This window comes from Hominiventricola sp., from assembly GCF_057604405.1.
Genome location: NZ_DBLYVB010000021.1, coordinates 22,897 through 40,793 on the forward strand (window position 1 = coordinate 22,897; position 17,897 = coordinate 40,793).

General features: G+C 42.5%; 19 protein-coding genes and 1 tRNA gene. All 20 read left to right on the forward strand.

Annotated features, from left to right (window positions below; translation table 11 throughout):
- The first annotated feature begins 431 nt into the window (after positions 1–431).
- The 20 genes from ACZMB2_RS11460 to ACZMB2_RS11555 all read left to right on the forward strand — a co-directional run bounded on the left by ACZMB2_RS11460 (position 432) and on the right by ACZMB2_RS11555 (position 17,510).
- Positions 432–503, forward strand: a tRNA-Arg gene (locus ACZMB2_RS11460).
- A 309-nt stretch (positions 504–812) separates the two neighbouring features.
- Complete coding sequence (locus ACZMB2_RS11465) at positions 813–1,673, forward strand: ParB/RepB/Spo0J family partition protein (protein WP_487596860.1); 861 nt, start codon at positions 813–815, stop codon at positions 1,671–1,673.
- A 15-nt stretch (positions 1,674–1,688) separates the two neighbouring features.
- On the forward strand, positions 1,689–2,468 hold the full coding sequence (locus tag ACZMB2_RS11470) for a ParA family protein (protein ID WP_487596861.1): 780 nt from the start codon (positions 1,689–1,691) through the stop codon (positions 2,466–2,468).
- Positions 2,469–2,470: 2 nt separating this feature from the next.
- The gene (locus tag ACZMB2_RS11475) at positions 2,471–2,803 is read left to right on the forward strand and encodes a DUF6040 family protein (protein WP_487596874.1); all 333 of its coding nucleotides are present in this window, start codon (positions 2,471–2,473) and stop codon (positions 2,801–2,803) included.
- 70 nt (positions 2,804–2,873) lie between these two features.
- Complete coding sequence (gene araD / locus ACZMB2_RS11480) at positions 2,874–4,091, forward strand: L-ribulose-5-phosphate 4-epimerase AraD (RefSeq protein ID WP_487596875.1); 1,218 nt, start codon at positions 2,874–2,876, stop codon at positions 4,089–4,091.
- Positions 4,092–4,169: 78 nt separating this feature from the next.
- Positions 4,170–4,670 carry a nitroreductase family protein gene (locus ACZMB2_RS11485; protein ID WP_487596862.1) on the forward strand — a complete coding sequence of 167 codons (501 nt, stop codon included), beginning with the start codon at positions 4,170–4,172 and terminating at the stop codon, positions 4,668–4,670.
- 142 nt (positions 4,671–4,812) lie between these two features.
- Positions 4,813–5,892: a substrate-binding domain-containing protein gene (locus ACZMB2_RS11490; RefSeq protein WP_487596863.1), complete on the forward strand. Its 1,080-nt coding sequence runs from the start codon at positions 4,813–4,815 to the stop codon at positions 5,890–5,892.
- A 75-nt stretch (positions 5,893–5,967) separates the two neighbouring features.
- Complete coding sequence (locus ACZMB2_RS11495; protein ID WP_487596864.1) at positions 5,968–7,476, forward strand: sugar ABC transporter ATP-binding protein; 1,509 nt, start codon at positions 5,968–5,970, stop codon at positions 7,474–7,476.
- An 18-nt stretch (positions 7,477–7,494) separates the two neighbouring features.
- Positions 7,495–8,451: an ABC transporter permease gene (locus ACZMB2_RS11500; RefSeq protein ID WP_487596865.1), complete on the forward strand. Its 957-nt coding sequence runs from the start codon at positions 7,495–7,497 to the stop codon at positions 8,449–8,451.
- A 22-nt stretch (positions 8,452–8,473) separates the two neighbouring features.
- Positions 8,474–9,997, forward strand: a complete 1,524-nt coding sequence (locus ACZMB2_RS11505) for a xylulokinase (RefSeq protein ID WP_487596866.1) — start codon at positions 8,474–8,476, stop codon at positions 9,995–9,997.
- 1 nt (position 9,998) lies between these two features.
- Positions 9,999–10,745, forward strand: a complete 747-nt coding sequence (locus tag ACZMB2_RS11510; protein ID WP_487596867.1) for a hypothetical protein — start codon at positions 9,999–10,001, stop codon at positions 10,743–10,745.
- Entirely contained in the window at positions 10,742–11,419 is a 678-nt protein-coding gene (locus tag ACZMB2_RS11515) for a hypothetical protein (RefSeq protein WP_441018548.1), read from the forward strand. Before ACZMB2_RS11510 ends, ACZMB2_RS11515 begins: the two co-directional genes overlap by 4 nt.
- Before the next feature lie 147 nt (positions 11,420–11,566).
- Positions 11,567–12,316 (forward strand): GntR family transcriptional regulator, encoded by a 750-nt coding sequence (locus ACZMB2_RS11520; protein ID WP_487596868.1) that lies wholly within the window; start codon positions 11,567–11,569, stop codon positions 12,314–12,316.
- A 116-nt stretch (positions 12,317–12,432) separates the two neighbouring features.
- On the forward strand, positions 12,433–12,825 hold the full coding sequence (locus tag ACZMB2_RS11525) for a VOC family protein (protein WP_487596876.1): 393 nt from the start codon (positions 12,433–12,435) through the stop codon (positions 12,823–12,825).
- A 21-nt stretch (positions 12,826–12,846) separates the two neighbouring features.
- Entirely contained in the window at positions 12,847–13,782 is a 936-nt protein-coding gene (locus ACZMB2_RS11530) for a shikimate dehydrogenase family protein (RefSeq protein WP_487596869.1), read from the forward strand.
- Positions 13,783–13,792: 10 nt separating this feature from the next.
- The gene (locus ACZMB2_RS11535) at positions 13,793–14,368 is read left to right on the forward strand and encodes a glucose-6-phosphate isomerase family protein (protein WP_487596870.1); all 576 of its coding nucleotides are present in this window, start codon (positions 13,793–13,795) and stop codon (positions 14,366–14,368) included.
- 21 nt (positions 14,369–14,389) lie between these two features.
- On the forward strand, positions 14,390–15,346 hold the full coding sequence (locus ACZMB2_RS11540; protein ID WP_441018556.1) for a phosphotriesterase family protein: 957 nt from the start codon (positions 14,390–14,392) through the stop codon (positions 15,344–15,346).
- Positions 15,347–15,361: 15 nt separating this feature from the next.
- Entirely contained in the window at positions 15,362–15,991 is a 630-nt protein-coding gene (gene eda, locus ACZMB2_RS11545) for a bifunctional 4-hydroxy-2-oxoglutarate aldolase/2-dehydro-3-deoxy-phosphogluconate aldolase (RefSeq protein ID WP_441018558.1), read from the forward strand.
- A 12-nt stretch (positions 15,992–16,003) separates the two neighbouring features.
- Positions 16,004–16,957 carry a phosphoglycerate dehydrogenase gene (locus ACZMB2_RS11550; protein WP_487596871.1) on the forward strand — a complete coding sequence of 318 codons (954 nt, stop codon included), beginning with the start codon at positions 16,004–16,006 and terminating at the stop codon, positions 16,955–16,957.
- A 148-nt stretch (positions 16,958–17,105) separates the two neighbouring features.
- Complete coding sequence (locus tag ACZMB2_RS11555; RefSeq protein WP_487596872.1) at positions 17,106–17,510, forward strand: helix-turn-helix domain-containing protein; 405 nt, start codon at positions 17,106–17,108, stop codon at positions 17,508–17,510.
- The last annotated feature ends 387 nt before the right edge of the window (positions 17,511–17,897 follow it).

Genomic DNA, 17,897 nt, shown 5'->3' on the forward strand with positions numbered 1-17,897 from the left:
CAAAGGGAAAAAATGAAAAACAACTTTCAGTTCGAATCTATTCTGAAAAATGCCAAAGGTGACAACAAAGCATTCCCCAAATTGGGGAACGTTCTAATGTTACCAAATCGAAAAAATCTGTAGATTGACAACTCGAAAAAGAGTTGATAATCTTATATATGGCCGAAGGGAAAAATCCCAGAAACCCAGTAAAATCAAGGGTTTGCGGCATGTGTCGTCATAGCTTAGCTGGATAGAGCACTCGCCTCCTAAGGTAGAACCATGGCGGAACCCTTTTCAAGAAAAAGGGTAGCGTTTGAGGGTCACTTAAGGAAGCGAAATCTGAAAAATCAGAAGAGATAAGAAAGAGATAATTCATCACGAAAGTGTTAGAGTTATAAATGATGGCAGCCGGAGCCAAAGGGTCGAAAAAGCCCGGAAATACGGCATTTGTCTCCTTAGTTAAATGGATATAACGGGGTCCTCCTAAGACTCTATTGTAGGTTCGATTCCTATAGGAGACGCTCATTTTAAGCAGTAATGATTGAAAAAGTCATTGCTGCTTTTTTTGTATCTTGGGTGGAAATTTCCACCCGGAATTGAAAAAACAGAAGGATTTCATCCACCCAAAATAAGATTTTGCCACCCATTTGAAAATTATGATTTTCCACCCGGATGTGTGGCATATGGTGTAGGGAAGAAAAAGGGTTGTCAATGGATGCAAATTTGGTTTTCTTGTCTGTACGATTCAGACCTGAGAAAGATAGATGCTCAGATTAGATGTAACAAGTCTAGTCTGGGCATTTTTTCGTCCAGAAGAAAAGGAGGATTACATGGAAGTACGAAAAGAAGATCAAAGAGATCCAGATGAGAAAGTCGTTGAGATAGAGATTGAACGGCTCAGGGACTTTAAAAATCATCCATTCAAGGTACAGGCAGACAGTCAGATGAAAGAGTTACAGGAATCCATCAAGAAATATGGGATTCTTAATCCTCTGATTGTGAGACCGAGGCCGGAAGGATTTTATGAAATCATTTCAGGTCACAGAAGGAAGTATGCAGCACAGCAACTGAAATATACGAAGGTTCCGGTCATTATTAGATACATGCTTGAAGAGGATGCCATTATTTCAATGGTAGATGCCAATTTACAGAGGGAGTGGATCTCACCGAGCGAAAAAGCATTTGCTTATAAGATGAAATATGATGTGCTCAAGAGAAAGGCCGGCAGAAGAAAATGTAGCCAGGTTGACTATCTGACCGGAAAAAAGAGTATGGAGGTCATAAGCGAAGGATGTGGGGACAGTCCCAAGCAGGTACAGAGATATTTAAAACTTACCAAACTGATTCCAGAGCTGCTTGAAAAAGTGGATGACGAAACAATGGGATTTACGATAGCTGTGGAACTGGCATCATTAACTGAAAAAAATCAGAAGACTGTACTGGATGCAATGGAAAGTACATTGGGAACTCCTAATCTGTCCCAGGCAATCAGAATCAAAAAATTACAGGAAAACGGGGTCTTTAGTAAGGAAAAGATAGAGGAGCTTTTAAGTGAGATCAAGCAGAAAGACATTGACCGGGTGGTTTTTAAAAATGAGCAGTTATACAGGTATTTCCCATCCTATTACACTGCTGAACAGATGAAAAGAGAAATACTGACACTATTAAAAATCAATATGACATTTGAATAACGGGAGGAAAAACATATGTGTAGAGTAATTGCAGTATCTAATCAAAAAGGTGGAGTTGGTAAAACGGTATCATGTGTGAATCTTGGAATAGGGCTGGCACAGGAAGGGAAAAAGGGGTTGCTGATCGATGCTGATCCACAGGGCAGCCTTACTATCAGCTTAGGATATGAGGAACCGGATGAGATGGAGTATTCACTGGCTACATTGATGCTGAATGTTGTGAATGATGAAAAACTGAATATGGAAAAAACAATCCTGCATCACGGAGAGGGTGTGGATCTGATCCCAGCCAACATTGAATTATCAGCTATCGAGGTATCTTTGGTAAATGCTATGAGCAGGGAACTGATTCTCAGATCACTGGTTGATAAGCTGCGAGAGTTTTATGATTTCATCCTTATAGACTGTATGCCGTCGCTGGGAATGATGACAATCAACGCATTAGCATGTGCAGATTCAGTGCTGATTCCGGTACAGGCGGCTTATCTTCCAGTCAAAGGGTTACAACAGCTGATCAAGACTATTGGCAGGGTGAAAAAACAGCTGAATCCAAAGCTCAAGGTAAAGGGAATTTTGTTGACAATGGTAGATTACAGGACAAATTATGCAAGGGATATTTCATTGATGGTGTACGATACATATTCTGCATCCATCAAGGTATTTGGTTCGGAAATTCCGATGTCAGTCAGAGCTGCGGAAGTCAGCGTGGAAGGAAAAAGTATTTATTCCTATGATCCAAGCAGAGACAGGCAGAACAGGAACGGGATTATGCACTCTCCCATCAGAAAAAAGTAGAGATACCGGTTGAAAAGCCGGTGCTCTATCAAAAGTGCGGGAATTGTAAACAGACAGCTTATCTGAAAGCTAAGGAAAGGTATGATACACAGAGAGAAAAACTGGCAGGCAGATATAAAGCAAAAACAGCTATATATGAAGCATTGATGTTTCTGCTGATATGGTATTCCGTATCAACTACTCTTTTTCAGATGATACGGTCAAAAATATTTATTTCTGATTGCGTGGTATTCTTTGATACAATCGCCACTTTTATACAGAACATTGCAGGATTGACTATACTGGCAGGGAAGAATGTGGCACAGGTTACACTGCCTGTCAAAAAGTCGAGTTAATTAAAGGATGAAATACTACATCGTTGCCTGCGCGCTGAAGTCCGGTCATGAGTTTAAGGATGACTGGAGTATGCCAGGTAAGATCTGGGTAGGCGAGCTTCCGGCGGATTTAAGCGATATCAACGAGGACAACCAGGTGAAGCTGGTAAAGACCATGTACGAGGTGGGACTGCCCATCCGCAGCATGTGTCTGTCCGGACACCGGAAGTACCCGCTGGGAAGCGGCGATCCGGCTACAGAGGCAAGAAGCCTGGAGATTATGGAGAAGGCTATTCAGCTGGCAGACGATCTGGGCGTCCGCATTATCCAGCTGGCAGGCTATGACGTATATTATGACGAGTCCACGCCGGAGACCGTAGAGCGTTTCGGACGGAATCTCAAAAAAGCAGTTCGTATGGCAGCCAGAGCAGGCGTGCTCATGGGATTTGAGACCATGGAAAATGAATTTATGAACACCTGCGAAAAATCCATGAAATATGTGGATGAGATCAACTCTACTTACTTGAATGTGTATCCCGACTGTGGTAATATCAATAATGCGGCAATTACTTATGGAACCGATGTGCTTGCAGACCTTCGAAGCTGTGATGGCCATGTGGTTGCCATGCATTTAAAGGAGACTGTTCCGGGCAAATTCCGCGACATGATGTACGGAGAGGGACAGGTTGATTTCCCGGCGATGATTGACACCGCATGGAAGATCGGTGTGCGCCGTTTTGTAACGGAGTTCTGGTACCTGGGCAAGGAGGATATGGTGGTTATCGACCTTGAGGGCAATAAGGTGGAGGGTGATTACAATCCGTCTTCCGATACACCGACCCATCTGGAGCTGTATAAGGCGTTCCCGAAGATTGGCGGCATAGTACATACCCATTCTCCGTGGGCTACCTCCTGGGCACAGGCAGGCCGCAGCATTCCCTGCTACGGAACCACACACGCAGATTACTTCTACGGTGAGATTCCCTGCGCCAGAAGCCTGACCGCAGAGGAAATCAACGGCGAGTATGAGAAGAATACAGGTCTTGTAATCGTTGAAACCTTCAACAACAGAGGCATCGATCCGATGCATGTACCGGGCGTTCTGTGCACCAACCACGGACCGTTTACCTGGGGAACAGACGCAGCCAATGCCGTACACAACGCAGTCGTTCTTGAGGAGGTTGCCAAGATGGCATGCCGTACCGAGATTCTGAACGCGAGAGTACAGCCGGCTCCGCAGGTTATCCAGGATAAGCATTTCCTGAGAAAGCATGGAGCAAATGCGTACTACGGACAGATTAAGAGATAATAGAGAATAAGATTGCAGCAGCCGGATCCAGTGTGATCCGGCTGTTATATTTAAAAAAGACAGAAGAGGGTGGATGATATGAATAGTATAATGGTACGGAGAAGCATTCGCAAATATCAGAAAAGGGCAGTGGAAGAGCAAAAGGTTCATGAGCTTTTAAAGGCAGCTATGTCCTCTCCGACAGCAAGGAATCAGAGAGAATGGGAGTTTGTTGTTGTTACGGATAAGGAGATATTGAAGGCACTTTCGGAATGTAGTCCTTATGCTGGTCCGGCGGCAGAGGCTCCTCTGGCTATCATACCTGTAGCGAATGAAAAACGAATGAAGTCACCGGCATATTTTGAACAGGATCTGGCGGCGACAACGGAAAATATCCTGATTGAGGCTGTGGAACTGGGCTTGGGCGGAGTATGGATGGGAATTGCTCCAAAAAAGGAAAGAATGGATAAAGTATCGGAAGTACTTCATTTGCCGGAGCATACGAAACCTTTTGCAATTATTTCTATAGGATACCCAGCAGAAGAAAGAATCGAAACAGAGAGGTACGAAGAGGAGAGGATTCATTATAATCAATATTGATTGGCAAAATAGACAAAAAAAGAAAGAAGAAAATATATAAACTATACAAAATATTAAAAACCACATTGACAGTTATCAGAATTAGTGCTATGCTTTGTCATAACAAAGCAACGTTGTTATATAATTAAATAAGGAGGTAACAATGAAAGGAAGAAAGGTATTATCAATTCTTGTGGCAGCTGTTATGGCAGTAGGTATTGCAGGGTGCGGAAGCAAAGCAGACTCCCCGACAACGGATGTAGCAGAGACAACGGAAAATACAGGAAACGGAAAAGAGTATGATTTCGTATACCTGTCACCGTCTACAGAGTCTGAGTATTGGCAGTATGCAGAAACCGGTATTCGAAATGCAGTTTTAGATTTGGAGAAAGAAAAAGGTGTAAAAATTAATTTTACAGTCAGTGGGCCGGCTTCTGAATCTGAGACAGATGCATATATTAAGGCTTTTGAAAGTGTTATAGCTTCAAAACCAGATGCAATTATTACTGCTACGCTGGCGCCAGATGGAACAGTTCCCAAAACACAAGAAGCGCAGAATGCAGGAATTTATGTAAATTTTGTAAGCATGGGACTAGAGGGCGGAGACTCCAATAAGTATGGCGATTATTATGGCGTACATTATTACTGTAATAACACCGTAATTGGACAGACGGCAGCAGAAGCTATGCTGAAAGCTTTTGAGGAAAGAGGAATTGAACCGAAGGGCAAAGTTGGAATGCACATGTCCGTAGTAGTAGAAACCCTGGAAGAGCGCATGAACGGTTTTAAAGCATACATGGCAGAGCATGCGCCGGGAATCGAATGTCTGGATACCCTTTATAATGAAAATGATGTGAACAATGCACAGGGAAATGTAGAGACACAGATTTCTACATATGGTGATGAGCTGATTGGCTTATATGGTGGAAATAATGTTTCCGGTGATGGTATTGCACTGGGAATTGGAAGCGCGGAACTGGGAGATAAGATTGTAGGTATTGGAGTAGATTCTGACAGTCTTGAAATCGAAGCGCTTGAGAAAGGCAATTTATATGCAATCATTGTTCAGACACCGTATGAACAGGGTTACAATGCAGCGGTAAATGCATTTACTTATCTGGAAACAGGAAAGAATCCGGAAACGGAGAAACACATTGACTGTACATCGCAGGTTGTAACTGCCGAGAATATGGATACAGAAGAAAGTAAAGCCCTTCTGAATCCCAAAATTCTTGCAAAATAGAAAAAACAGAACTCAGACCATGTGAAGTAGAAAACATGGTCTGAGTTACACCAGGAGAGGGTGGTGGATTAAAATATGGAAGATACGATTCTGAAGATAGAGCATATCAGTAAAAGCTATCCGGGCGTAAAGGCATTAAATGATGTCAGCATGAGTATCAGAAAAGGTGAAATCCGAGCATTTTTGGGGGAAAATGGGGCGGGAAAATCTACTCTGATCAAATGTATTATGGGAGTGGAAACACCAGATGAAGGCAGAATCAGTATCAATTGTAATGGGGAATGGAAAACACCGAAAAATGCCGTGGAAAGCATGAGCCTGGGCATGTTTGCAAATTATCAGCATGTTAACATTGCAAGTGAACTGAGTATTGCGGAAAACTATTTCCTTGGAAGATTGCCAAAGACAAAGTTGGGAATTGTGGATTGGAAAAAAGTGTATGAAGACAGTAAAAAAGTAGTTGATAAATTTGGTATTGATATCGATCCACGGGCAAAAATCAGTGATTTGACAGTGGCTATGCAGGAAATGGTAACAATTAGCAAAATCTCTGTAAACGATACGATTCGACTGGTGATTTTTGATGAACCGACGGCGCTTCTGGAAAATGATAAGGTGGAAATTTTATTCCGTTATATCAGAGAATTAAAGGAACAGGGCGTTAGCATTATTTATATATCGCACCGGTTGGAAGAAATTACGGAAATATGTGATACCGTATCCGTGTTGAAGGATGGAGTTTACGTAGATACCAAAAATGTAGCTGATGTAAATAAGGACATGTTGGTTTCTATGATGGTAGGAAGAGAAATAGGGGATATTTATAATATCGAACATGGTAAGCCTGGAAAAGAATTGCTGCATGTAGAAAATCTGACACATAAAAAGTATTTTGAACAGATTAGTTTTGAGCTTCGGGCAGGAGAGATTCTTGGCTTTTCCGGACTGGTAGGAGCAGGACGAACTGAGATCATGCGAGCTTTATTCGGATTGGAAAAGCTGGAAGCCGGAGAAATCTATATTGATGGAAAAAAAGTACATATTACATGTCCAAAAGACGCAATTGACAATGGGATCGGATTTTTGACGGAGGACAGACGCCAGGATGGCGTAGCTCTACCGCTGAGTATAAAGACAAATATCAATTCCAGTTCTTATGGAACAATTAGTAAACTGGGAGTTATCAGCCTGAAAGATGAAAGAAAACGGGCAGAGAAATTCAGAGAAATGACAAATATTAAAACACCGGATATTGACCAGAAAGTAGAAAATTTATCCGGTGGTAACCAGCAGAAGGTTGTTATTTCCAAAATCCTGTGCAGCGATCCGGACATCTTGATTTTCGATGAGCCGACCGTTGGCGTGGACGTGGGGGCAAAACAGGAAATTTATAAAATTATAGAAGAATTAGTAAGAAGAGGAAAAGGAATTATTCTAATTTCTTCTTATTTACCGGAAGTTATGGGATTATCTGATCGTTGCATTGTCATGTCTGAGGGACGAATCACCGGAGTGCTAAATAAAGAAGAACTGAAAATGGTAACAGAAGAGACCATGTTAAAGCTGGCGTCTGCAGTAGAATAAGGGAGTGAGGGATAGCAAATGAAGAATAAAAAACAGGAAAACAGTATTTTTCGGAGAACAGAATTCTCATTGATTATCATTATTCTGGCTCTCTTTTTAATCGCAACATTTGGAACCGCTAACTTTTTTACAGAATACAACCTGATGAATATTTTAAAACAGGGTTCTATTAATGGGGTTATCGCAGTATCAGCAACCTTTATTATCATTACCGGAGGAATAGACTTAAGCTGTGGATCTATTGTAGGAATGAGCACTTTGATGGTAGCGATGGGACAGGCGCGTTGGGGAATGTCTGTGGGAAGCTCACTGTTGTTGGCTGTGGTAATTGGAATTGTTTGCGGTCTGTATAATGCGGTGATCATCCATGAACTGAATGTTCCGCCGTTTATTGCCACACTGGGCAGCATGACCATTATTCGTGGCCTGATTAAGGTTATCAGTAATGCCGGAACGATTGCCGGACTGGACAGTGGCTATACTTATCTGGGCGTAGGCTCATTTCTGAAAATTCCATATCTGGCATGGCTATGGCTGGTGATTGTTATTGTGGGATTTCTTATTTTAAAGTATACTACTTTTGGTAGAAACATTTATCTTCTGGGAAGTGGTACAGAGGTAGCGAAGCTGTGTGGAATTTCTATCCGTAAAGTAACGTATCTTACGTATGGATTTTCTGGATTTCTGTGTGGTATCGCGGGTATTATGCTGGCAGCCAGAGTAAACAGCGCGGTACCGACGGCGGGAACCGGGTATGAGATGAACGCAATTGCCGCGTCAGTTATCGGCGGTGCCTCTCTGTCTGGAGCCAAGGGAGCTATTCTTGGAACAGCGCTCGGAACTATCTTAATGACACTCATCGACAATGTGGGAATTCAGTTTGGTATCAATGCCTTCGTTATGGAAATCAGCACAGGCATATTGATTACCATTGCAGTAGTTATTGATCAGTTAAAAAATAAAAATCATAAATAATTTTAACAGGAGGGATATAACTATGAAGTATGTTATCGGAACAGATGTGGGTACACAGTCCATAAAGGTTCAGCTGTATGATCAGAATATGAATCTGATAGCGAAGACAAACACACCCCAGTATGTAGAGACTCCGAAACCTATGTGGGCCACACAGAACGCCATGTCCTGGTGGAAGATCATCACGGAAAGTATTCAGAAGCTTCTGAAAGAGGCAGATGTATCAGGCGAGGATGTAGCGGCTTTTGGTTGCTGCGCTCATATGCATGGGGCGGTCCCGGTAAAATGGGACGGTACAGTAGTAGAAAAAGACATACAGCTTTACTGCGATAAACGCGGGAGTAAAATTGCGGAGCAACTGGCAGAACATTTGACGGATGAAGATTATCACCGGAGCGCGAATGCACCTATCGCATCCTGGCACGGTGTGAAGATTCGTTGGTTAAAAGATAATGAACCGGAAGTATACGCAGCTGCAGATAAATTTCTGACTCCGAAGGATTTCGTAAATTTCATGCTGACCGGAAAGGCATGTATTGATCCGTCTGAGGCTTCCGGTACTTTTGCTATGGATTGCGAGAAGGACGCATGGTCAGATGAGCTGATTGCCCTTCTTGGGATTGATAAAGAGAAGCTTCCGGAAATTAAAAAAGCTTATGAGGTAATTGGAACCGTCAGTGAAAAGGCGGCGAAGGAGACAGGACTGAGCACAAAGACAGCAGTTATTACAGGCGGCGGAGATATGCTGAGTATGCTTTATGTGTCCGGTATGCATAAGCTGGGCAGTGTAGTAGATATCACAGGAACCGGAGCGACGATTCAGGCTTATACCAGGAAACCGGTGCTGGATAAGCGAATTATGAATCTGCGGCATGTTCTGGATGGCTGGGTACCATTTGGAAATATTGATTCTGCGGGTGGTGCGTTCCGCTGGCTGCGTGATAATCTCGGTAAGAAAGAGACAGAGACCGCACATGCAAAAGGAATGGACGAATATGCATATCTGTGTGAACTGGCAGAACAGGTAGCGCCTGGTGCAGAAGGCTTATACTTCCTTCCCTATCTGATGGGTGAGCGTACTATGGGAAGTGCAGATTCCAGAGGTTGTTATATCGGTCTGTCCCTGGATAAAGGTCTGGGTCATATGGTCAGGGCACTCCTGGAGGGCGTAGCATTTGAGTTCAAGCGTACGCTTGATATTTTTGAGGCAAATGGAGAAAAGATTCAGATGGTATATCATTCTGGCGGTGCCGCAAAGGGAGATACCTGGAATCAGATCAAGGCAGATATTTATAATGTGCCGATTTGCACATTGGAAGCAGATGAGGGCGGCGTATTGGGCGTGGCGCTGATGTCAGCCGTAGCAGTGGGATTCGTGGATGATTTGGAAGCTGGAGCTGAGAAGCTTTTAAAGGTAAAGAAAATTTATCAGCCAAGACCGGAGAACCGGGCAATTTATGACAGAATGTATAAGGTATTCTGTGAATTGCACGATGTGCTGCAGCCTTCATTTAAACATATGGCGGAAGCGCAGGAGGATAAGTGATATGGATTTTACAAAAATAAAGAATCCAATTATAGCAGAACGCGTACGAAATGAGGGAGCGGCGCTGGTAGCGCATTGCCATTTCGGAGTGCAGGGACTGACAAAGACAGAGGATGATGTAAAAAAAGCTTTATATAGATTGCTTGATACGGGTTTTAAGCCGGTTGCTTTTGATACAGAACCAGTTTTTGTAAAAATGATTCAAGAGATTACCGGAGGTTCTATCCGCCTGCATGCAGCAGTATCTTATCCGCTTGGGAGAATGACGTTAAAGAAGAAGCTTCAGGATCTGGAGCATTTATTAGAAATAGGAATTGAAGATACCTGTGTATGCCTTGACTGGCAGGCAATATTTTCACACAGATACAAAGATGTGGAGATGGAAGCAGCTGAAATTATGAAAGAATTTGATGGAAAATTCTTTAAAAATGCATTTGTGATACCTGCGACGCTGTTAAGTGATACAGAATTAGTAGAGGTTCTGAAAGCTCTGGATTCAGCAGGCGTATATTCGGTAAAAGTAAATCCGGGATGTAAATTAGGAGTATCTTTTGAAGAAGTAGAATTGATTAAACGGTGTTTCCCTAATCGGTTTGATATCCACCCATCGGGAAATATTCGTACACTGGAGCAGTTCGAAAGGTATCGAGCGTTGGGCTGTGAAGTAATACATACAGCAAGTACTCTGGATATTGCAAATACCTATATGGAGCGTCAGGCACGGTTATATGGAGGACTTGAGGCATGAAATACGCGGAAAGAGTAGAGTTTTCGAATATACAGCAATATGAAGTTGGGGATGAGCAGATTGAAAATCTGGTATTAAAGGCTGTACGTGCAGGAGGAAACACAGTTGTAGTAGGTCCCTCTGCGGTACCTGTAGTAAACAGTCTTTTGAATCAGGAGGATCAGATAAAAGTAGATTGTGCGTTATCGTATCCTTCAGGGGCATATTTCACATCTCAGAAAGTAGAGGAAGTGAAAGATATGCTGAATGAACCGCTGCATATTGACGAATTTTACATTGTCATGCAGGTGGGAATGTATTTGAGCGGACATAAGGATGAGATGCGGGAAGAATTGAAGGCGCTGGTGGAAGCGGCGGATGGAATCCCGGTGAAAATTGTGACAGAAATCAGTGTCTTTGACCACAGTCAGATGAAGGAGATATGTGATGCGGCAGCTGAGGCCGGAGTTAGTGCAATGGTGGTATCTGCAGACTTCCGTCCCTACGATATTCCGGAACCAACGATTGAGCAGGTACGTGAGTTTGTAAAACTGGCAGCAGGACGGTTTGAGGTTATTGGAGCAGGTAATGTAACAGAACCAAAGCGTTTTCTGGATATGCTGGAAGCAGGGGTTACACGGGTAAATACTCCGGTTGGATTTGAAATTTTGACAAAATTAAATATGGAAGCATGAAAAGGACTCTTAAGGGAAAAAGGGATCGGTTTGATTGACAAATATCCAGATTATGCTAATATAAAATGCAAAGATACTACAATCGGACATATAATTGTCATGATTACATAAAAGCATAAAAAGGAAAGGAAAGACCAGAGAGGACATATGCTGCTTGGAAAAAAGTTAGACAAAACGACCCCCATTCCACTGTATTTTCAGCTGAAAGAATTGATTATGTCTGAGATTAAGAATGGGTCATACCCGAAAGATAGCATGATACCGACAGAAAAAGAATTGAGTGACATGTTTGGTATCAGCAGGACAACGGTCAGACAGGCCATTACAGAAATGGTACAGGAAGGCTGGCTCTATCGTGTAAAGAGTAAAGGGACTTTCGTATCACAACCCAAGATTAATCAGGATTTTATTCAGAAGCTGGAACCATACAATGATCAGATTGTTCGGACTGGACGCACACCATATACGGAAGTGCTTGATTTTAAAGTAGAAAAGGCAAAGCCGGAGGTGGCGGAGCATTTGAATATCAGGCCGGAAGATCCAGTTGTCTTCTTGTATCGGAAAAGATATGCTGACGATGAGCCAATTGTGGTGTTAAAAACTTATCTTCCCTATGATCGTTGTTCTTTTGTCATGGAACATGATTTTACCAAGGAATCATTATATTCGGTATTATCAAGGGATGATTCCACAAGGGTATATTGTGTGAAACGTTTGGTGGAAGCAGTGGAAGCTACAGCCAGTGATGCGGAAATACTCGAGATGAAAAAGGGAAAGCCAATACAGTTTTTTTCCAGCGTGGGCGTAAATGTATTTGGTCAGCCGATAGAGTTTTCATTGGCAAGGTACCGGGGTGACAGAAATAGTTTTGAAGTCACGGTATTTACAGATAAGTAAGAGGAAAGAGAGTCCTAAAGTGATGAATCATATGATAGGACTCTCTATTTTATTTCTTGCTATGTCGTAACAATACGTCGTAATATCATTATTAAAAGGAGGAAATAAGATTGAAGATGGAAGGATTTGCGCATATTGGTCTGTTTGTAAATGATATTGAGAGATCGCTGAAGTTTTATACAGAAAAATTAAATTTCAAGCTGATCTGGGAATCTGTGAATCAGTGCGACGATGGAGATGTTCTGGTGAAGTTTATTCAAAACGGAGATTCAGTGATTGAACTGGTACAATTTCCGAAACCGATTCAACGGGAAGATGGTTGGTTTGATCACATTGCGATGAATGTGGAAGACATCGATGCAGTGATAGCGGAGTTGGAGAAAAAGGGGATTGCTTTTGAGGAGGGCAGCTATACGCATGCGCCGCAGACATTCGAGAAAGGTTCGAAATGGGTAATGTTCCGCGGGCCGGATAATGAACATCTGGAATTAAATGAGAGATTGAAATAAAAGAAAAAGGAGGAAATTAAAATGTTAAATGTGAAAAAAGCAGAGAGGCCGACAATTTATTTTATTGGCGTAACTACCGGAAAATCATCGATTATGCGTGTGTTTCCGAAATGGGCGGAGGCACTGGGACTGGATGCAGTAATTCAGGGAATTGATTTTAAACCGCATTCGCCGGCAGAGGATTACAGAGAAGCGGTAGAATTTATTAAAAATGATCCGCTTTCCCTGGGAGCGCTTGTAACAACGCATAAGATTGATTTATATAATGCATGCAAAGATTTATTTGAATATCTGGATCCTTTTGCGCAGAAGCTGGGAGAGATATCAAGTATCTCGAAGAAGGATGGAAAGCTGTGCGGACATGCCAAAGATCCGATCTCAAGCGGTCTGGCTTTGGAGCATTTTGTGCCGAAGGATTTTTGGAAGAAGTATGATGGCGAAGTATTCCTGATGGGAGCAGGTGGAGCAGCGCTTGCGATGTCCCTGTATTTTGGTCAGGAGAAGGGCGGCGATGACATCCCGAAGAAAATTATTATTTCTAATAGAAGCATGCCCCGTCTGGAGTCCGCAAAGAAAATTCTGACCGGTTTGAATCCAAATATCCAGTTAGAATATCTCTATACGCCCAATATGGGAGACAATGATAAGATCCTGGCTGATTTAAAACCGCATTCTCTGATAGTAAATGCGACAGGGCTTGGAAAAGATGCACCGGGTTCACCTTTGACGGATGCAGCGCAATTCCCGGTAGACAGTTTGGTATGGGAGATCAATTATCGTGGAGAGCTTGTATTTATGGAGCAGGCAAAGGCGCAGGAGAAAGAGAAAAACCTTACGATTGAGGACGGCTGGATTTATTTTATACACGGTTGGACGCAGGTAGTGGCAGAGGTATTTCATATCGATGATATGCAATCGAAAGTAATGATGCTCAGTGAAGTGGCAAAGAACGCATAAGGGGGATAATATGAATTCTTTTAATTGGGACAGCAGTTTTTCAGTAGATTTTGATTTGTTAAATGGGTTTTCAAAGACAGCGGAAAGTACAAAGAGATATCTCTCGCAGATGAAAAATATGTATCTGGATACGGAGGCGGCAGAGAAGATTCTGGAGACTTCTGATCCGTTGGTTTACGAGTTTTATGAGCTGGGATTCCCGGAGAGAAAGGGCGATCTGGGATTCGGCACTACCATTTTATATCCGGGTCTGGTTGGCGAAGAATATTTTATGACCAAGGGACATTTTCATACCCAGCTTGAGACAGCAGAGGTATATTACACATTAAATGGAAGCGGATATATGGTTTTAGAGAATCCGGAAGGCGATACCATGGAAATGCCGTTAAAAAAGGGAGAGGCCTTGTATGTTCCGAGAAGATATGCGCATCGTTCAGTGAATACAGGAAAAGAGCCGTTGGTGATGTTTTTCTGTTTCGCTGCGGATGCAGGCCATGATTACGGAACCATTGAGACAAAGGGATACCACAAATTGATTCTGGAGCGGGAGGGGAAACCTGTGATTGTGCCGAATCCTAAGTGGTAAAAATAAAGTACGGTGAATCGGATGAAAGGGCAAATACATACGGTACTGGGAAAAATAGAATCTAAGGATTTGGGATTTACACAATGTCATGAACATCTTCTGCTGCGGAAAGGAACATCTTTTGAGATCAATCCGGCCTTATTTATGGATAACAGGGAATGGTCGGAACAGGAAGTGACGGACTATAAAAAAGCAGGCGGCTGCGCTTTGGTAGAAGCGCAGCCGGGTGGCTGTGGTCGGGACGCAGAAGGACTGGAAAAAATCAGTAGAAAAACGGGCGTGCATATTGTGGCATCAACCGGATTTCATAAGCTTCTGTTTTATCCGGAGAAGCATTGGATTCGTACAGTTGAAGAACGTAAATTGTGCGAATTCTATTGTAAGGAATTAACAGAAGGAATGTATACCGATACAGACCTGAAATTTTTCGAAAAACAGCAAAAAGGAAAAGCCGGGATCATTAAAACTGCTTTAGATAAGTGTAATTTACAGGGACAATACACGGTGTTATTCAAGGCAGCAGTGAGGGCACAAAAAGAGACAGGAGCACCGTTGATGGTGCATATCGAGGCAGAAAGCGATCTTAATGAGTTGTTGACATTTTTTAAGGCAGAAAGAATAAATATGGAAAAGGTTTATTTCTGTCATATGGATCGCGCGTGTGCAGAGGAAAGCTTCTGGAAAGTTTTGGAAACGGGAGCGGCGCTGGAATTTGATACGATTGGACGTTTTAAATATCACAGCGACAAAAAAGAGATAGCATTGATCAAAAGAATATTTGAATGTGGCTATGAGAGACAATTGTTATGTTCGCTGGATACCACAAGAGAAAGATTAAAAACCTATACTCCTGAGGGAGTTGGATTGGCGTATATCTTAAAAACATTTATTCCGGAAATGCGAAAACAGGGAATTACAGAAGAACAAATCCAAAAGATTTTCAGAGAAAATCCAGGACGGATTTTGGCGTGGGAATAGGAGGATGAAGAAGAGATGGATGTAAATAAGAAAATTGAAGAATTAAAAATTGTTCCGGTAGTAGTACTTCATAATGCAGATAATGCAGTCCCGCTGGCGGATGCACTGATACAAGGCGGACTTCCGATTGCGGAAATCACATTCCGGACGGAGGCAGCAGAAGCATCGATTCGGGCAATTACTGAGAGATTTCCAGAAATGTTGGTGGGAGCCGGAACGATTGTGACAGTAGAACAGGCAAAAAAAGCAGTGTCAGCCGGAGCAAAATTCCTGGTTTCAGCCGGTTTTAGCCAAAAAGTTACAGAATATGCCATTGAAAATAAAATCCCTGTTTTCCCAGGAATCTGTACGCCGACAGAACTTATGTATTTGCTGGAATACGGTTTGTCGGTAGCGAAATTTTTCCCTGCTTCACAATATGGAGGACTGGCGACGATTAAGGCATTATCCGGACCATTTCCCCAGATGCGTTTTATGCCGACAGGAGGTATTAATGCCGGCAACATCCGTGAGTATCTGGCAGATCCCAGAATTATAGCATGCGGTGGCAGTTGGATGGTAAAAGATTCATTGATCCGGGAAGGCAAGTTTGACGAGATAAAAAAGGCAACGATGGAGGCAGTCGAACTTGTAAAGGATTTGTAAGGAGGGATACCTATGGGAAAATACAGGGTTCTGGTAACGGCTCGTTCTTTTGGCAGTGTGGATTCGAAAGCAAAGGAGCTATTGGAAGCGCATAATTGTGAAATAAAAAAACTGGAAGCAGCAGATGGGCCGATTACGGAGCAGCTTGCACAGGAGATCGGGACTGCCGATGCAATAATTGCAGGTTTAGAAAACTATGATCGCAGTTTATTAGAAAAGGCAGGGCAGCTTAAGGTTCTATCCAGGTATGGAGTGGGATACGATAAAGTTGATGTGCAGGCAGCAGAAGAAAAAAATATTATTGTAACAATAACACCTGGTGCCAATGGTGATTCAGTAGCAGATATGGCAGTGGCTCTGATGCTAAATTGTGCACGTAATATTACCATAATGGATAATAGTATAAAAGGGAAAAATGGAGTGAGACCCTCCGGTGTCGAAATGTGGGAAAAGACTCTGGGTGTGATTGGGACTGGGCGGATCGGGAAAGGAGTAGCAAGACGATGCAAAGGTTTTAATATGCAAATCCTGTGTTACGATAAATATCAGGATGATCTTTTTTCGAAAGAGTTTGGAGCAAAGTATGTTGATCTGGATACCCTGATTCAGGAGTCTGATTTTATTACGATACACTCTCCTTTAACAGAAGAAACAAAAAATATGTTTGGGGCAAGAGAGTTCCAGATGATGAAAAAAGATGCAATTCTGATCAACACAGCCAGAGGTGGCATAGTGGATGAAATGGCTCTTTATACTGCATTAAAGAATGGAGAAATCAGAGGGGCAGGTTTAGATGCAACTGTGCAGGAACCGCCGTATGATAGTCCGCTGTGTACGCTTCAGAATTGTATTATTACTCCGCATGCCGGAGCGGCAACCAAAGAAGCCAGCAGCAAGATGAGTTTGATGGCGGCACAAAATGTGATAGAGGTGTTGGAAACAGGAAATTGCAGTTATAAAATTTAGAAAAAGACAAAGAGCAGGCAATACAAGGGAAATAATTTGCCTGTTCTTTGTCTTATATTTTGATAATCTTTGTCCATACTAGTAATAGCTCGACTATATTAAAAATCTGTGCGACAATGTCCTTATAAAGATTTTGGAGGGCATTTACATGGGCAAAAGAGCATCATCAATTGAACTTAGCAATGAAGAAAGAGAATATCTGGAAATTCAAACTCGTGCCAGAACAATTCAGGCTCAAACAGTTGCAAGAGCGCGAATTCTATTATTACGTGCGGATTCCGTATCAATAGATGCGATTGCCGATAAAGTGGGGCTCAACCGCTGTAGCGTCATGCTTTGCCTAAAAAAATTTAAAGAAGGCGGCATTGAAAATGCACTCTCTGATGCCCCTGGTCGTGGCAGGAATGCTGAAATTACAGACGAAGAAAAAGCCTGGATCATTAACATTGCCTGCCAGAAGCCAATTGATTTTGGATATGCTGCTGAAACCTGGACGTATGGTGGTCATATAACAGATGTCGATGGTAATATCAAGGCATTCCCCAATTATTAGCTGGAGCAAACAATCAGCTAACTTTCAGAGCTTTACAGAGCTTGACAGAGGGGGTATTCAGAATAACTCAAATTGAATAGGAAACAGTTTTTAATAGTGTCCCATATGGGTTTACCTTACCTCAGATTGACAGAGAGTGACAATAGGTTGGAGCTCTCCTAAGCACTAGTTGAGGGTTCGATTCCCCCTGGGAACGTGCATTTTTTGCAGCAATGATCGTAAAAGCTCATTGCTGCTTTTTCTTTTTTCCGGTGCTCGTGAGCACCGAGAGAATTGTTACCAATGCTTCCAGACAATCAGGAGTGTTTAAGCAGAATAAAAGAAAAGATTCCGAAAGCAGGAAATATTGCAAGTTACATACAAAGAAATTCGTGGTATCCAATCTAT

Excerpts from the sequence above, each read along its gene's own strand:
- ACZMB2_RS11515 (WP_441018548.1), top strand. The coding sequence starts at position 10,742 with ATGAAATACGCGGAAAGAGTAGAGTTTTCGAATATACAGCAATATGAA.
- eda (WP_441018558.1), top strand. The coding sequence starts at position 15,362 with ATGGATGTAAATAAGAAAATTGAAGAATTAAAAATTGTTCCGGTAGTA.
- araD (WP_487596875.1), top strand. The coding sequence starts at position 2,874 with ATGCCAGGTAAGATCTGGGTAGGCGAGCTTCCGGCGGATTTAAGCGAT.
- ACZMB2_RS11500 (WP_487596865.1), top strand. The coding sequence starts at position 7,495 with ATGAAGAATAAAAAACAGGAAAACAGTATTTTTCGGAGAACAGAATTC.
- ACZMB2_RS11470 (WP_487596861.1), top strand. The coding sequence starts at position 1,689 with ATGTGTAGAGTAATTGCAGTATCTAATCAAAAAGGTGGAGTTGGTAAA.
- ACZMB2_RS11520 (WP_487596868.1), top strand. The coding sequence starts at position 11,567 with ATGCTGCTTGGAAAAAAGTTAGACAAAACGACCCCCATTCCACTGTAT.
- ACZMB2_RS11550 (WP_487596871.1), top strand. The coding sequence starts at position 16,004 with ATGGGAAAATACAGGGTTCTGGTAACGGCTCGTTCTTTTGGCAGTGTG.
- ACZMB2_RS11485 (WP_487596862.1), top strand. The coding sequence starts at position 4,170 with ATGAATAGTATAATGGTACGGAGAAGCATTCGCAAATATCAGAAAAGG.
- ACZMB2_RS11535 (WP_487596870.1), top strand. The coding sequence starts at position 13,793 with ATGAATTCTTTTAATTGGGACAGCAGTTTTTCAGTAGATTTTGATTTG.
- ACZMB2_RS11525 (WP_487596876.1), top strand. The coding sequence starts at position 12,433 with ATGGAAGGATTTGCGCATATTGGTCTGTTTGTAAATGATATTGAGAGA.
- ACZMB2_RS11510 (WP_487596867.1), top strand. The coding sequence starts at position 9,999 with ATGGATTTTACAAAAATAAAGAATCCAATTATAGCAGAACGCGTACGA.
- ACZMB2_RS11495 (WP_487596864.1), top strand. The coding sequence starts at position 5,968 with ATGGAAGATACGATTCTGAAGATAGAGCATATCAGTAAAAGCTATCCG.
- ACZMB2_RS11555 (WP_487596872.1), top strand. The coding sequence starts at position 17,106 with ATGGGCAAAAGAGCATCATCAATTGAACTTAGCAATGAAGAAAGAGAA.
- ACZMB2_RS11490 (WP_487596863.1), top strand. The coding sequence starts at position 4,813 with ATGAAAGGAAGAAAGGTATTATCAATTCTTGTGGCAGCTGTTATGGCA.
- ACZMB2_RS11505 (WP_487596866.1), top strand. The coding sequence starts at position 8,474 with ATGAAGTATGTTATCGGAACAGATGTGGGTACACAGTCCATAAAGGTT.
- ACZMB2_RS11540 (WP_441018556.1), top strand. The coding sequence starts at position 14,390 with ATGAAAGGGCAAATACATACGGTACTGGGAAAAATAGAATCTAAGGAT.
- ACZMB2_RS11465 (WP_487596860.1), top strand. The coding sequence starts at position 813 with ATGGAAGTACGAAAAGAAGATCAAAGAGATCCAGATGAGAAAGTCGTT.
- ACZMB2_RS11530 (WP_487596869.1), top strand. The coding sequence starts at position 12,847 with ATGTTAAATGTGAAAAAAGCAGAGAGGCCGACAATTTATTTTATTGGC.